General features: G+C 42.0%; 18 protein-coding genes. 1 reads left to right on the top strand and 17 read right to left on the bottom strand.

The features are described from left to right. From dnaJ to NML76_RS06900, 14 genes are all read right to left on the bottom strand, one after another. On the bottom strand, positions 1-1,134 hold the full coding sequence (gene dnaJ / locus NML76_RS06965) for a molecular chaperone DnaJ (RefSeq protein WP_003004734.1): 1,134 nt from the start codon (positions 1,132-1,134) through the stop codon (positions 1-3). A 154-nt stretch (positions 1,135-1,288) separates the two neighbouring features. Next, a complete protein-coding gene (locus NML76_RS06960) occupies positions 1,289-1,921 on the bottom strand; it encodes a DJ-1/PfpI family protein (RefSeq protein ID WP_254733118.1) in 633 nt (210 codons plus the stop codon). A gap of 69 nt (positions 1,922-1,990) precedes the next feature. Continuing rightward, a complete protein-coding gene (locus NML76_RS06955; protein ID WP_254733115.1) occupies positions 1,991-2,404 on the bottom strand; it encodes a tRNA (guanine-N7)-methyltransferase in 414 nt (137 codons plus the stop codon). Position 2,405: 1 nt separating this feature from the next. Beyond that, positions 2,406-4,229, bottom strand: coding sequence for a molecular chaperone DnaK (dnaK, locus tag NML76_RS06950; RefSeq protein ID WP_254733112.1), 1,824 nt, complete (start codon positions 4,227-4,229; stop codon positions 2,406-2,408). A 243-nt stretch (positions 4,230-4,472) separates the two neighbouring features. Beyond that, positions 4,473-4,700: a hypothetical protein gene (locus NML76_RS06945; RefSeq protein WP_254733109.1), complete on the bottom strand. Its 228-nt coding sequence runs from the start codon at positions 4,698-4,700 to the stop codon at positions 4,473-4,475. A 10-nt stretch (positions 4,701-4,710) separates the two neighbouring features. Further along, complete coding sequence (gene grpE, locus NML76_RS06940) at positions 4,711-5,235, bottom strand: nucleotide exchange factor GrpE (protein ID WP_302851192.1); 525 nt, start codon at positions 5,233-5,235, stop codon at positions 4,711-4,713. 24 nt (positions 5,236-5,259) lie between these two features. Further along, the gene (gene hrcA, locus NML76_RS06935; RefSeq protein ID WP_254733103.1) at positions 5,260-6,294 is read right to left on the bottom strand and encodes a heat-inducible transcriptional repressor HrcA; all 1,035 of its coding nucleotides are present in this window, start codon (positions 6,292-6,294) and stop codon (positions 5,260-5,262) included. Positions 6,295-6,462: 168 nt separating this feature from the next. Next, positions 6,463-7,236, bottom strand: coding sequence for a M15 family metallopeptidase (locus tag NML76_RS06930; protein WP_254733101.1), 774 nt, complete (start codon positions 7,234-7,236; stop codon positions 6,463-6,465). Next, complete coding sequence (locus NML76_RS06925; RefSeq protein WP_254733098.1) at positions 7,226-7,927, bottom strand: histidine phosphatase family protein; 702 nt, start codon at positions 7,925-7,927, stop codon at positions 7,226-7,228. Before NML76_RS06925 ends, NML76_RS06930 begins: the two co-directional genes overlap by 11 nt. A gap of 123 nt (positions 7,928-8,050) precedes the next feature. After that, entirely contained in the window at positions 8,051-8,740 is a 690-nt protein-coding gene (locus tag NML76_RS06920; protein ID WP_195189880.1) for a histidine phosphatase family protein, read from the bottom strand. An 81-nt stretch (positions 8,741-8,821) separates the two neighbouring features. Continuing rightward, the gene (locus tag NML76_RS06915) at positions 8,822-10,159 is read right to left on the bottom strand and encodes a PFL family protein (RefSeq protein ID WP_070595600.1); all 1,338 of its coding nucleotides are present in this window, start codon (positions 10,157-10,159) and stop codon (positions 8,822-8,824) included. A gap of 18 nt (positions 10,160-10,177) precedes the next feature. Then, positions 10,178-10,444 carry an ACT domain-containing protein gene (locus NML76_RS06910; protein WP_003004214.1) on the bottom strand — a complete coding sequence of 89 codons (267 nt, stop codon included), beginning with the start codon at positions 10,442-10,444 and terminating at the stop codon, positions 10,178-10,180. A 283-nt stretch (positions 10,445-10,727) separates the two neighbouring features. Next, positions 10,728-11,849, bottom strand: a complete 1,122-nt coding sequence (locus tag NML76_RS06905) for a VanZ family protein (protein WP_254733095.1) — start codon at positions 11,847-11,849, stop codon at positions 10,728-10,730. A gap of 144 nt (positions 11,850-11,993) precedes the next feature. Then, complete coding sequence (locus NML76_RS06900; RefSeq protein WP_042759775.1) at positions 11,994-12,584, bottom strand: rhomboid family intramembrane serine protease; 591 nt, start codon at positions 12,582-12,584, stop codon at positions 11,994-11,996. A gap of 310 nt (positions 12,585-12,894) precedes the next feature. On the opposite strand from NML76_RS06900, the gene NML76_RS06895 reads away from it, so the two are divergent. Continuing rightward, on the top strand, positions 12,895-13,098 hold the full coding sequence (locus NML76_RS06895) for a CsbD family protein (RefSeq protein WP_023919356.1): 204 nt from the start codon (positions 12,895-12,897) through the stop codon (positions 13,096-13,098). A 706-nt stretch (positions 13,099-13,804) separates the two neighbouring features. Here the strand turns inward: NML76_RS06895 and NML76_RS06890 are convergent. Genes NML76_RS06890 through cadX form a run of 3 tightly spaced genes read right to left on the bottom strand, consistent with a single transcriptional unit; the run spans position 13,805 to position 14,675 of the window. Continuing rightward, a complete protein-coding gene (locus NML76_RS06890; RefSeq protein WP_002927831.1) occupies positions 13,805-14,125 on the bottom strand; it encodes a hypothetical protein in 321 nt (106 codons plus the stop codon). 33 nt (positions 14,126-14,158) lie between these two features. Beyond that, entirely contained in the window at positions 14,159-14,293 is a 135-nt protein-coding gene (locus tag NML76_RS10240; RefSeq protein WP_023024363.1) for a hypothetical protein, read from the bottom strand. Between the two features lie 43 nt (positions 14,294-14,336). Beyond that, on the bottom strand, positions 14,337-14,675 hold the full coding sequence (cadX, locus tag NML76_RS06885; RefSeq protein WP_000711078.1) for a Cd(II)/Zn(II)-sensing metalloregulatory transcriptional regulator CadX: 339 nt from the start codon (positions 14,673-14,675) through the stop codon (positions 14,337-14,339). Positions 14,676-14,679 lie beyond the last annotated feature (4 nt).

Genomic DNA, 14,679 nt, shown 5'->3' with positions numbered 1-14,679 from the left:
TTATAAATCATCTAAAGCATCTTTGACCTTGTCAAAGAACCCTTTTTTCTTTGGGTTGACCTTCAAATCACTTGCTTCCGCAAAGGCTTGAAGGGCTTCTTTTTGCTTGTCATTTAAACCAGTTGGGGTGACGACATTGACAGATACATATTGATCCCCCATAGCACCACCTCGTAAGCTTGGAGCCCCTTTTCCACGGAGGCGGAATTTCTTACCGGTTTGGGTTCCTTCAGGAATGACCAAATCGACATCTCCGTGAACGGTTGGCACATGGACCGTATCTCCAAGAGCTGCTTGGACAAAGTTCAGGTCTAACTTGTAGTAAATGGTTGAGCCATCTCGTTCGAAGCGATCGCTCGGCTCAACATTGACAACGACATACAAGTCACCATAAGGTCCACCGTTAAAGCCAGCTTCTCCTTGACCAGCTAAGCGGATTTGTTGACCTGTTTCAACTCCTGCAGGAATCTTGACATTCACGCTATGAGCTTGTTTTTCATGACCTGTTCCACGACAAGTCGTACATGGATCTTTGATTTCTTGACCACGACCATGACAGACATCACAGGTCACTTGACGGCGCATCATCCCAAGAGGGGTTTGCGTATCCACATTGATGACTCCAGAACCATGACAGCGTCCACAGGTCACCGGACTAGTCCCTGGCTTAGCTCCAGAACCATGACAGGTATGACAGCTAGCTTCCCGATGGTACTTGACTTCTTTTTCCGCACCAAAAATCGCTTCTTCAAACTTGAGATTGACGCGGTATTGGAGGTCATCCCCTTGACGAGGAGCATTCGGATTACGGCTTGCACCACCACCAAAGAAGCTAGAGAAGATATCTTCAAAGCCACCAAAACCAGCACCATCAAAGCCACCAAAACCACCAGCTCCGCCACCGAAGCCACCATTGGCACCCGCAGCACCATATTGGTCATAAGCAGCCCGTTTTTGCTCGTCACTCAAAGTCTCATAAGCTTCTTGAACTTCCTTGTACTTTTCCTCAGCACCAGGCTCCTTGTTGATATCTGGGTGATATTTTTTAGATAATTTCCGATAGGCTTTCTTGATTTCATCCTGAGATGCATTCTTTGAAACGCCCAAACGGTCATAAAATTCAGTATTGTTCATACAAGATACTAAGAGCGAACAGAAAGCGACTGAAATTTAGGAAACCGACAAGAAATCCTGATTTCTTAGGCGGTTTATCTAATTTCCAAGCTTTCCGCTCGGGTTCAATTCCCCGAACACTCTTTGTTCCTTTCTATAATTTTCATGTAAATCTTTAGAGGCTGTTTTCTATACTTCGCTTCACTTGATCAAACTCTTGGTCTGATAGAGTAAATATCAAATCCTCTGCTGCGTACTCGTTCTGTTCTTTAAAATAGTTGTCCGTATTCTCTGCCAAGCCTAAACTTAGAATCACTTTCCTTGCAAACTCTTGATGGGCAAAACCGATAGCCGTAATGATCTGTTTATCTTGCACAAGAACTTTCGGTTGGAAATTCTCACGTGGAAGAAATTCAAAATAGTCAAAGAAGTTTTGCCAAATTCCACCTGTATATTTCGTGTCCTTCAACAGACCTGCTTTCGCTAATAAAAGAGGCGCTGAAGAAATGGCTGCAATGAGGATATCTTGCTCACCAAGGTCCTTCAAGAACGAAATCAATTTCTCATCCTGTAAGGCAGGCCCTATATTGACCATTCCTGGCAAAATCACGCAAGAATACTCTTCTATACGGATTTGATCTAGTGTTTTCGTTGGTTGACAGGGTAAGCCATCCTCAGAGACCACCATCGAATGATCTGAAGCAGCATAATCAATCGTAACATCAAAAGACAGAGCTAAAGTACTCGTTAAAGCAGTTATCTCATAAAGAGAAAAATTAGGATAAATGAGACAAAGTACTTTTTTCATACGCAACATCCTCTATTTTACCGAAAAACAGAGGCTGGGTTGCAACCTCTGTAAATGAGTAAATTAAATCTATTTTGTTTTTAAATATCCTATAAGTACAGAAACATTTATATTTTTTTGTCTCTTCTTAGTATTGGCTATAAAATTCCAGTGAATTATAAGAAATACAAATCCAATCAAAATCATGCCAATCGTAAACGGTATTACAAACTTACTCATTGAAATGTCTAACGATATTATCGCTGATACCAGCGCTGATACTAGAGCTGACAACAATACCGAAGTAGCAAAATCCCTTACCATTTCATCATTTTTAATAGAACCATCATGCTCAGCTAATATAATTTCTCTATATCTAGTCAAACATTCTACTGGAATATTATCTATAAAATCTTTTGCTGTTTCATAGTTGTCAGCTCGATCACAAAAATCATTATAAACTTTTCTTGTATTCTTTAGATACTCATCATCCAATACACTCATCTTACTTCTCCGTAAACTCTCCGTCTACGACGTCATCGCCTGCATTTCCTGATGCTTGTGCGCCTTCTGCTCCTGCTTGTGCTTGTTGTGCTGCTGCAGCTTGTTCATAGAGTTTAACAGCCAATGCTTGTGCTTTTTCATTCAAGGCTTCCAATTTTGCTTTCATTTCTTCAAGGTTACCTGATTCTTGAGCTTTCTTAAGCTCATCAAGTCCTGCTTGAGCTGCGTCACGTTCTGCATCAAAGCCTTTGCCTTCAGTTTCTTTGATGGTCTTTTCAGTCGCAAAGATAGCTTGGTCTACTTCGTTACGAAGGTCAACTTCTTCTTTACGTTTCTTATCTGCTTCAGCGTTTGCTTCTGCATCTTTCATCATGCGATCGATTTCTTCGTCTGTCAAACCTGAGTTTGATTGGATAACAATTGTTTGTTCTTTTTGAGTTCCAAGATCTTTCGCTTTAACAGATACGATACCGTTCTTGTCGATGTCAAATGTTACTTCAATTTGTGGGATACCACGAGGTGCAGCTGGGATATCAGTCAATTGGAAGCGTCCAAGAGTCTTGTTATCTGCTGCCATTGGGCGTTCCCCTTGAAGAACGTGGATATCAACGGCTGGTTGGTTGTCTGCTGCAGTTGAGAAGACTTGTGATTTAGAAGTTGGAATTGTAGTGTTGCGGTCGATCAATTTTGTGAAGACTCCACCCATTGTTTCGATACCAAGTGACAATGGCGTTACGTCAAGAAGGACAACGTCTTTCACGTCACCAGTGATCACACCACCTTGGATCGCAGCACCCATAGCTACAACTTCATCAGGGTTCACTGATTTGTTTGGTTCTTTACCAGTTTCAGCTTTAACAGCTTCTACAACGGCAGGGATACGAGTTGAACCACCGACAAGGATGACTTCGTCGATATCTGACAAGCTCAAACCTGCATCTGAAAGGGCTTGACGAACTGGAGTTTTCGTACGTTCTACAAGGTCACGAGTCAAATCGTCGAATTTCGCACGAGTCAAGGTCATTTCCAAGTGAAGAGGTCCAGCAGCGCCTGCAGTGATGAATGGCAAGCTGATTTGTGTTGAAGTCACACCAGAAAGGTCTTTCTTCGCTTTTTCAGCTGCGTCTTTCAAACGTTGAAGCGCCATCTTGTCTGTTGACAAGTCGATACCATTTTCTTTCTTGAATTCTTCAACCATGTAGTCAATGATTTTTTGGTCAAAGTCGTCACCACCGAGTTTGTTATCCCCTGCAGTTGCCAATACGTCAAAGACACCATCACCCAATTCAAGGATAGATACGTCGAATGTACCACCACCAAGGTCGAATACCAAGATTTTTTCTTCTTTATCAGTCTTATCCAAACCATAAGCAAGGGCTGCTGCTGTTGGTTCGTTGACGATACGTTCTACTTCAAGACCAGCGATTTTACCAGCGTCTTTAGTTGCTTGACGTTGCGCATCGTTGAAGTAAGCAGGAACTGTGATAACAGCTTTAGTTACTTTTTCACCAAGGTAATCTTCAGCATAACCTTTCAAGTATTGAAGAATCATAGCTGAGATTTCTTGTGGTGTGTATTCTTTACCGTTAGCAGAAACTTTTTCAGAAGTACCCATCTTAGATTTGATAGAGATGATGGTATCTGGGTTTGTGACTGCTTGACGTTTTGCGGCATCACCAACGATGATTTCACCGTTTTTGAAAGAAACTACAGATGGAGTTGTACGGTTTCCTTCTGGGTTCGCGATGATTTTTGATTCAGTTCCTTCAAGAACTGCTACTGCTGAGTTTGTTGTACCTAAGTCAATACCGATAATTTTAGACATATGTTTTTCTCCTTAAGTTTTATCTTCTTTTTTTCTTTTTGATACTCTTCTTAAGTGGCGACGCCGTCAGAGCTTGACTTCGTCAATCTCTTTGACTAAACTTTGAGCCTAAGGTCTCAAAGTTTGCGAAGATGCCGCCACGGCGAAGAGTATCGCCTTTGGTTCGCTTCGCTCACTATTGGCAAAACCGATCCAATGTTAATCTTTCTTTCATAGTTTAGTGTCGTTTCGGACAAGAGGGAACTAGCCTTTTTCTGCTCTAGCAATCCCACTTGTTCTAATATAAGCTTGATGCCCACAATGAGGACAAGCCAGCCATTCATCATCTCTATTAGCATAATCATCCATATACACAGAGACATTCACAGTTCCACCACATTCATCACAGATATTTTTTCCTTGGTAATAACGTTGTGCAGTTTTACGATATTCTTCATTTTGCTTCTTATTTTTTTCAAAAATATCTAACATATCTTACCTCCTAATTATATACCACTACCATAGCCGGTCTTAGGATGCGGTCATGGAGTTTGTAGCCTTTTTGGAAGACTTGTGCGATGGTGTCTGCTGGATGTTCGTCATCTGCAGGTAAGGTTTGGATGGCCATGTGGTAGTTATGGTCAAAGGCTCCATCCGCTGGAATTTCTTCGATTCCTTCTTCTTTCAGAGCATGTACCAAACTTTCTTGGACCATTTCCAAGCCCTTCTTCACATCATCTGTCAATCCTTCGACGGCAAGGGCACGTTCGAGGTTGTCCAGTGATGGTAAGATCGCTTTTGCCAAATCTTGGCTACGGTATTTTTGTAATTGTTGACGTTCTTCATTGGCACGGCGCTGAATGTTTTGCATTTCTGCATGAGCACGAAGGTACTTGTTTTCAAATTCCTCGGCACGCGCTTGTGCTTCTTCTAACTCAGAAGGTTGGTTGCTTTCCTCTACAACTTCTTCAGTTGCTTGGACAACTTCCTCTTCTTTCACGTCTTCTTTTTTGATATCTTCTGTCAAGGCATACACCCCTTTCATTTGGTCTTAATTTACTTCATAATGGTTGCTGTTGAGGTAACGGTAGTAATCCGTCAACTTCATAACCAGTACCCGTCCGATGACATTGACCAGGCTAATCACACGCCTGTAATCCATCTCTACGGGACCGATCACATGCATGAGGGCCATCCCACGATAAGGCACTAGGAACTTGTGACTAATGACCGTCACATTTTTCAAGGCCTTCTCTTGGGATTCTGCAACCAGGATCTGGGTCATTTGGTCTTCTGGCATTCCCCCTCGCAACTCGAGAGCTACGTGTTGGGGATTATCTAAGAACTGATAGGTCTGAAGATCGGCGTAGGTTAAGGATGAAACCTTTCCTTCTACAAAGACCAGTTCTTGAAATAGTTGCGAGAAGACGTAATCAAAGAGATCCAGCACATTGTCTGTCGTCTTGAAATAGCGCTGTACAATCTGTGGAATCTCCGTCCGCAAGCGGTAGTGGATATCCAAGACTGTATTTCCAATGAAACGCTCTTGAACCAGCTGATGGAAGATTTCCAAGTCACTGGTTAAGAAATTCTTTGGAATGGCAAACTGGACGGTGACAGGCTTTGATTCATCCAAGGTCAGAACTGCTAAGGCATCGTGATTGGATAATGGAACAGTCTCAAAACCAGTCAAGCGCTGACGTGTCGGTTCAACATCCTGAATCACTGCAGTGTAACCCGTCATCTGGGCTAGTAACTTGGCCGTTGCATCCAAGATATCGTCTAACTTAAAGGCTTCGAAATCAAAGGCTTTCACCACCTGGTAGACATCCTGTTCATCAATCAACTCTAGATCAAGCGAGTTTTGAACAAAATATTGAAAACCAGCTCGGCTAGGCATGCGGCCACTCGAAGTGTGGGCCTTTTCTAATAAGCCTTGTTTTTCGAGGGCAGCCATGTCGTTTCGAATGGTCGCACTACTGGATTGAATCACATCTTGTAACGCTTTTGAACCGACTGGTTCGTGGGTCTTGGTAAAGATATCGACAACAAGATTGAGAATCTCATTTTGACGTTCTGTAACCATGACCTCACCTCTCTTTCATTTTTTAGCACTCTAAACACTCAAGTGCTAAACCTTGATTCTATTATACACCCATCCAAAAGAAAGTCAAGAGAAAAATCCAAAAAATTAGCACTCTTTTTTCAAGAGTGCTAAAAATCATTCTTAAGACCTAGAGAAGTGAATCTCCTCTTATTTGCCAGCTTTTTTCAATAGCTGAATATATTCTTCCAATACTAGCTGATGCTTGGCCATATACTGAGCATTTTCTACGCCAACATAACGGAAATGCCAATTCTCAAAATTCACACCCGTGATGTTGCTCTTCCCATCTGGGTAGCGAAGCACAAAGCCATATTGCGGTGCGATGGCAGCCAGCTGCATGCCCAACTCATCACTTTGGCCAGCTTCGACACTCATATCAATGGCAAGTCCTGTCTGGTGTTCACTCGCACCAGGGACCTGTACCTGGGTCTGCACCTGCTTTTCAGCTTCTTCGTGCGAAAGGCCGCTAGCCTCTAGTTGCGCAACACGCTCATTATAGAGCTCTGTTTGCTCGGCCACACTTCGATAGCCTGATATCAAGGTTTCTTCTGGGGCAATTTTGCGAGCTGCTTCTAAAAATTGACGAGTTGGTTCTACAATCCGACTATCCACTTTGATAGCATCCACATCTGTTAATTGTGGGTTCAGCTCAGGCTTCACATTATCACGATTGACCAAGATCAACTGCCAGTCTTTTGTCGAAACGGCTGGCAAATCTGATTTTTCTTCCTTTTTCTTAGAAGAAGAGGGAGTCGTTACAGCTGTTTTTTTAGCCTTCCAAAACTGAAGCCCTGAAAACAAGTTTGGCTTCGCTAAGTAAACACCAATTCCTGATCCAAGGACCACAAGAAGAAAGAAACTCAATAGGTAAGGCCACCATTTCTTACGTTTTTTTCTTGCGCGTCTATACTTATTCGTCATAGCTACCCTCTAGAAGTTTTGCTCCAACCTTACGATAGGACATATCCCCAATCTTTTCAATATGAAAGGCACCATCTTCATAGGCCAAAACCGTCACGCTTCCGTTGTCCAAGACCAATTCTTCGACCGCTTTTGGATCGATGAGATAAATCAAGGTCGTAATCGTCATGCCATGGCTGACCACAATAGCATTGCCACCGCCAGCTGCTTCTACCTCTTTTGCGATGGCTTCAAAACCTTCTTTGATCCGACTACTCAAGGTACCCCAGGATTCAGCCCAACCAGTGGTATCCACTTCGACGATCCCTTCTGCTAACTCCATCAGGCTCAACTGATGGAAATCATCGACCTTAAAGACACGGGGTAAGACCCCCATAAAGAGATCACCATCATAAGCACCGTCAAAACTACCAAAACACCACTCGCGGATCCGTTTGTCATAACGATAAGGGATTTTTCCTGTCAGACCAAGTTCTTGAAGAATAATTCCCATAGTTTGAATGGTGCGTCCAGAATCACTCGAAACAGCCTCTTCAAAAGAAAGCCCAGTTTCCTTGAGACCAAGTCCTAATTCTCGAATTCCATGTTCTCCTGCTTCTGTCAGCGGAGTGTCTGACCAGCCCTGTGCCCGTCCAATGGTATTAAACATGGTTTTTCCATGACGAGCAATATATAATCTGGTTTTTGTCATTGTATTACCTCCGTATGTATCTCTTTCATTATATCATTTTTTGCAAAAAGAAAGTAGGAAAGCTCTTACAAGTTTTGTGAAAAAGAAAAGGCCATGACCAAAGGGTCAGCCTTTCAGGACGGACTAGGATTCTTGCAAGCTTTCACCGACCTCACGGTAACTGCTATCTCCAATCCCCTTAACCGTCAATACTCCATCTTCATATTCTACAAGGGTAACACTACCGTTTGAAAGAGGCAGATTGAGATTTGGTTTTCCTTCGATCAAGCAGACCAAGGTCTGAATGGTCCAACTATGGCTGACAACCAAGGCATTGCCTCCACCATTTTCTTCTACTTCTTTGGCAATAGCTTCAAAACCTTCTAGGATTCGGTTTTTCAAGACTTCCCAAGGTTCAGCCCAATCCGCTGTATCCACTTGGCAAATTCCATTGGCCAAGTCTTCCAAGGTCAAAGTCTTATAGTCTTCTACATCTAGCACGCGTGGCACAACACCGTGAAAGAGCTCCCCACCGTAGGCCCCATCAAAGCTACCAAAACACCACTCGCGGATCCGTTTGTCAAAGCGATAAGGAATCTGGTCTTTCAAGCCCAATTCATCAAGAATGATCCCCATGGTCTGAATGGCACGGCCTGAATCACTGGAATAAGCTCGAGTAAACTCCAAACCGGACTCACGCAAGCCGATTCCTAGAGCTTGAATCCCTCGTTCTCCTTCTGCTGTCAAGGGTGTATCTGACCAACCTTGAGCACGGCCAATGGTATTAAACATGGTTCTCCCATGACGAATCACAAATAATCTTGTTTTAGCCATCTTGTCTCCTTTTGCAAGAAAAAAGTCTGGAGTTTCATTATCACAGACTTTTCTATTTTCTTCTATTATACTAGATTTCTCTTAGTTTTTAAAGCTATGAACTGGAGCTGGAATTTGACCACCACGGGCAATAAAGTCAGCTGATGAAGCTTTGTTAACCTTCATTACCGGAGCAGATCCAAGAAGTCCTCCAAGCTCTAACATATCGCCCTCTTTTCCATAAGGAATGATCCGAACGGCTGTTGTCTTTTGGTTGATCACTCCGATAGCTGCTTCGTCGGCGATCATGGCCGCAATGGTTGTATCTGGAGTATCAGCTGGGATGGCAATCATATCCAGACCAACTGAGCAGATAGCTGTCATGGCTTCCAATTTTTCCAGGTTGATATGACCGGATTGGACCGCCGCAATCATCCCTTCATCTTCTGAGACCGGAATGAAGGCACCTGACAAACCACCGACTTGGTTACAAGCCATGATCCCGCCTTTTTTCACTTGGTCATTGAGCAGAGCTAGGGCTGCTGTTGTCCCGTGGGTTCCTACTACTTCAAGCCCCATGGCTTCGAGGACACGAGCAACCGAATCCCCAACAGCTGGTGTTGGCGCTAGAGACAAGTCTACAATCCCAAACTCTACTCCTAGTCGTTCACTTGCCATTTGCCCCACTAATTGCCCAACACGGGTAATCTTGAAGGCTGTCTTCTTGACTGTTTCAGCCAATACATCAAAGCTAGCGCCTGGTACTTTTTCGATGGCCCGTTGGACGACACCAGGTCCTGAAACCCCAACGTTGATGACAACATCCGCTTCACCGACACCGTGGAAGGCCCCCGCCATAAAGGGATTATCTTCTACTGCATTGGCAAAAACTACGAGCTTACCAGGCCCCATTGGATCTGCTTGGGATGCTTCTTTAATGATACGGCCCATATCTCGGACAGCTGTCATATTGATCCCCGTCTTGGTCGATCCAATATTGACTGAAGAGCAGACAAAATCTGTCTCTGCAAGGGCGCGAGGAATGGAATTAATGAGGATTTCATCCCCTTTTTGGTAGCCTTTTTGAACAAGGGCTGAGAAGCCACCGATAAAGTTGACCCCAACTTCTTTGGCCGCACGATCTAGTGCCTTGGCAAAGGGCACATAATCTGTCGCATTGGTTGCCGCCCCGATAATGGAAATTGGAGTGACCGAAACCCGTTTGTTCACAATTGGAATACCGAGCTCTGCCGCAATCTCATCCCCAACAGCCACTAAGTCCTTGGCCTTTGTCACAATCTTATTGTAGACTTTTTCTGCCGCCTTTTCGATATCTGGATCGATACAATCTAGAAGGGAGATCCCCATGGTGATGGTCCGAACATCGAAGTTCTGCTCCTCAATCATGGCAATGGTTTCTGTTACCTGTCTAATGTCCATAAATTCTCAACCCCTATCTTACAAATTGTGCATAGCATCAAAAATCGCTGCGCTTTGGATATTGATTTTCACATGCAGAGACTGACCGAATTCTTCCAACTCTGAACGAAGCTGTGTGAAATCTTTTTTCTCATCTGACGATACGACCGCCATCATGGTAAAGTATTCATCCAATACAGTTTGAGAGATATCATCGATATTGAGTCCTAATTCTGCTACTTTCGTTGCAACACCCGCTACGATTCCTTTTTGGTCTTTACCAACGACTGTAATAATTGCTTTCATTTCACTGCTCCATTCTATCTATTTGCTTCCATTGTAGCACAATCCCCTTAAAATCGCCCTTCTCAACTGGGAACGTTCGTATATTTTTATGTGTATAAAAAAATAAAGAGGCTGGGACAAAAGTCCTAGCCTCTCAATTGTTTTTGGATTGTCGAGCAAGACGCAGTGGTTGAGTGGGCTCTACTACGCTGATTTCATCAGCTTTTACAGCCCTACTCAACTGTGCGGAGGTGAGACGACGAAATCAAATTCTAACGAATTACCGATTTCTGTCCCACTCTCTCTATTTTGATGATTCAGTTTCATCCTTTAAGAGCTCTTTCTTCACGCGCACCGTACTCTCATACTCAGCCCCAGCTAGACGGTCAAAGGGAAAGCGACGATTGAGTAAGACGATGGCAAGAGTGAGAATCAGGTACAATAAAAGCATAAAGAAGAGCAATAAAATCATGGACAGGGTTAAGAGGGAATTGTCCGTCAAGTCGCTATTCAAGAGCGAAATCAAATAGAACAACCCTTGAGGAATCAGATAGAAATAACCTACTACTAGGATTCCCCGCCAGATGGTGCGAAGCCATTTTTGCTTGTCAAAATGCAAGCGGAATTTCAATAAAGCCATTCCCAAGGTTCTGCCCCGCCACAAGGGAATCAAGGCAAAATAAACAGCCAAAACCGCTACATAAGGAATCGTCTCTAAACGCTCGATTACCGCGTAAAGCAAGGATAGCATCACAAAGTCGATCAAGAAGGCAAGACCCATCCGGAAACCAGATACTTTCGTCCCTACTCGGAAAGAATGCTCGTCAATTTCGTCTCTTGTTGGCAATAACCAAACCAGGAACCAACCGAGCAGATAACCCACTCCACCACCGGTAGTATTTTGAATAATATCATCAACATCTGCCAGGCGGTAAGGACCCGGATACATAAAATAGAGACCTGATAACTGGGTCAACTCCAAAAAGAGACTAAAGAGGGCTGTCAGAAGAATCGTTTTCTTAAAACCACACTTGAAATAATAGCGTAGATACATCCCAAAAGGAATCAACATCAGAACATTAAAGGCGGGCACATAAAAAGTTGGATGCTTAAGGGCTTGAATCCATGTACCAGTCTGCGCTAAATCAAAGGGGCTCTCCTTGAAAAAATCCACCACAAAAGCAAAGGGATGGAGATTGACCATTTCCGAGTAGATGGTATGAATCTTACTTGGATCCGGCAGAGGCAAGATCACCAAGAGATAGACCGTCATCAAGTAAAGCATAAAAGAATAGAAAATCAGCACCCGCAATTTATTGACCGAACCATATTTTCGATAATTCAAAATCATGTAGGGCAAGGTCAGCAAAAATGCCAGAAAAGGAAAGAGCTGAACAGCTGTTTTGATCGTAGAGATATACCCCATTGTGTCTCCTTTTTTTCGTTATAAAATCACCCTTTGCACAATGACAAAAGGTGATTTCTTCATTGATATAGAATATTATACGGCCCGGTAGAAGAAGAGTCAAGGAAGTACGATGAAAACCTTACTGAGGAGCCATCTTAATAGTTAGCTCCTCCCCTTCAATCCTTTACTTCCGATAAAGACCAATAGATAACTCACAATCCCTGAAAGATGCAATAGTGTTGATATCCATCCGGTGATTACTGGTAAGAGCATGAGGCCAGATAGAAAAATCAAGAATAGATAAAGCCATTTTACGGTACGTGAAAATTCTTTCCACACGTTTGGCAGGATCATAACCCCTCCGGTCACAAAGGCGTATCCTACAGCAGAGATCCCTGTTGCCTGAATGTCCTGCTCCTGGGTTAAAAAGTGAAAAACGATGGAAGAGAGGACTGTCGCCGTCACAAAAACGATTAAGACTTGTCTGGAGCCTCTATTTCTTTCTAGCAGTCCTCCGAAGGGAAGGATCATGAGTCCATTTAACAACAAATGGACCCATAAAAACCAGATAGGGGCTCCTTTACTACCGTGCATCAGGGTCCCACTGACATATTGCCAACCATACACCGGCTTTGAATGAAAAGCCAATAGGTCGTACATAGCATCCCCATAAAAGGAAGTCAACAGGCCGAGCAACAAACAAGTTAAAGACAAAGTACTGACAACGGGGTAGGTTTTGAGGATTCTTTTCATGTTTCTCTTCTCTTTTTCAAAAAATAGCGTTACGATGTATCCATTCACGACCATTATACCATTTATTTTATTGGAGACAGAAAAGTTTTTGGCTTCTTTCGTTATCTTTGCTGGAAATCCTGAAAGTCGTGACCTATTAGTCGATCATTATTCAGACCTCATCCCTATTATTAGAATGCCGGAGCGGATATTTGACTTTCCATTTCAGAGGGCATATAATTATACTAATCTGAACTAAATAGTTTTAATTTTTTAAATGAACTGTCTTAAATTCAGATTAAAAAACTATTTACTTAACGGAGGTGACGCTATGTCATTAGAAGAAAAATTGAACCAAGTGAAGGGTTCTGTTAAAGAAGGCTTCGGTAAATTAACCGGTGATACAAAAACAGAAGCTGAAGGCACTGCTGAAAAAGTTGCTTCAAAAGCAAAAGAAGTTGCTGAAGATGCAAAAGAAGCTGTCGAAGGAGCTATCAAGGGCGTTAAAAATATCTTTCATAAAGAAGACAAATAGTCTTTAACATCCTAGACCCACTCTATTTTCTACAGTCATGTTTGACCGTGGAAGATAGGGTGGGTTTTTATTTTCCATTTATCTTAGGTATAGAAAAAACACCCCGAAGGGTGCTCTTTGTAAGTATAGTAATTCTTTCGAATTAACATTTTGCGTGCAGTGGTTGCTATCCATTCAAATATCGCTTCGCTTGTTTTCTTGGGGCAACTGTGCATAGCATATCTCTACGCGACTAAAGTCGCTAGAGCTATCCTAATTGCGCACCGCTAGTTCTCATACAAAAAACACCTTGCAAGATGCAAAGTGTTTTCGTTTGTATTCTGCTTTCCAGCAACGAATTAACGTTTAGAGGCAATTGACTTCGTCGAATTGCAGCCGTATTTGTAAGTGGCTAAAGCCACAACAACTACGTCAACTGCCACAATTTAGTATGAAAACATAAAAAGAACACCTCGAAAGGTGTTCTTTGTAAATATTGTAATTCTTTCGAATTAACGTTTACTAAATTGTGAAGCTTTACGAGCTTTCTTAAGACCTGGTTTGGAAAGTATGGATTTCAGTTGGACTAAAAACAGCGTAATATCAAGGATTTTCTGAACAATATCTACTTTTTAATTTCATAAAATCTGAATCAATATTTTTAAAATAGGGAATAGTTTAGGTCTCTAAGCATTAAAATAATACACCTAACTTTGGTCACCGTTTTTTAGTTATTCACTCTTTTTTCGGATAGTGTTTTTAAAGTTATGATGTAAAATGCCGCAATTAAAACACTATACATCATAATCGGAGGATAGACAATTAAAGATAGAATCAATCCCACTCCTTTAATTATTAGGTCAGGTATCAATAACTTCCTATATTGTGCGGTAGCTTCAAGTAATTCTTTCTGATCTATATTGGGTTTATCAATTACTTTATGTAAAAACCAGTTTGCTACCGTTGAAACAATAACGATCAGTCCATAAAAGAGCTGTGCCGTATGATTCATGAAATGACTACTAACTATTCCAGTAGCATAGGGCATAAATGAAACAAAAAATAAAAGATACAAATTCTTTCAAATTTCTCCCTTTTCAATTTGCCTAACTTGACCTGCATTACCTAGGTCGCTTTGCTTTAAATTATACTTTTTTCTTAAACATTTAATACGAGTAGGTATTTCTTGTGAGTAATTTTCATCAAAAAATTTCATATATAATCTCCCTATAATCATGGAAAAGTAGTAAAAATAGTTGTTATCCTAGTTGATTAAAAAAATCTCTGATTTCCTCATCTTTTATAAAATAATATATAATTTTCCCCTCTCTTCTAGTGTCCAAGATGTTTTGATTGGCTAGTTTACGAAGATGGTGGGAGGCAGATGCCATACTGAGATTTAATAAACAGGCTATATCGCAGACACAGAGTTCTTCGACGGCAAGGAGATAAAAGATGATATTTATCTGTTTATTATCGGTAAATTTTGATAAAATGCGAAGTGATTTTTGGACTTTTTCCTTTTCAAGGTAGTTCGTTGCGGTTGTAACATTTTGTTGATTTATAACATCCACTTGACAGATACTATCTTTTTTCATAATT

This window comes from Streptococcus sp. CF8_Ac1-9 (assembly GCF_024295565.1).
In the GTDB taxonomy this organism is placed as follows: Bacteria; Bacillota; Bacilli; order Lactobacillales; family Streptococcaceae; genus Streptococcus; species Streptococcus parasanguinis_X.
Note: the sequence above shows the minus strand (reverse complement) of the source record. Positions and strands in the feature narration are given on the sequence as shown.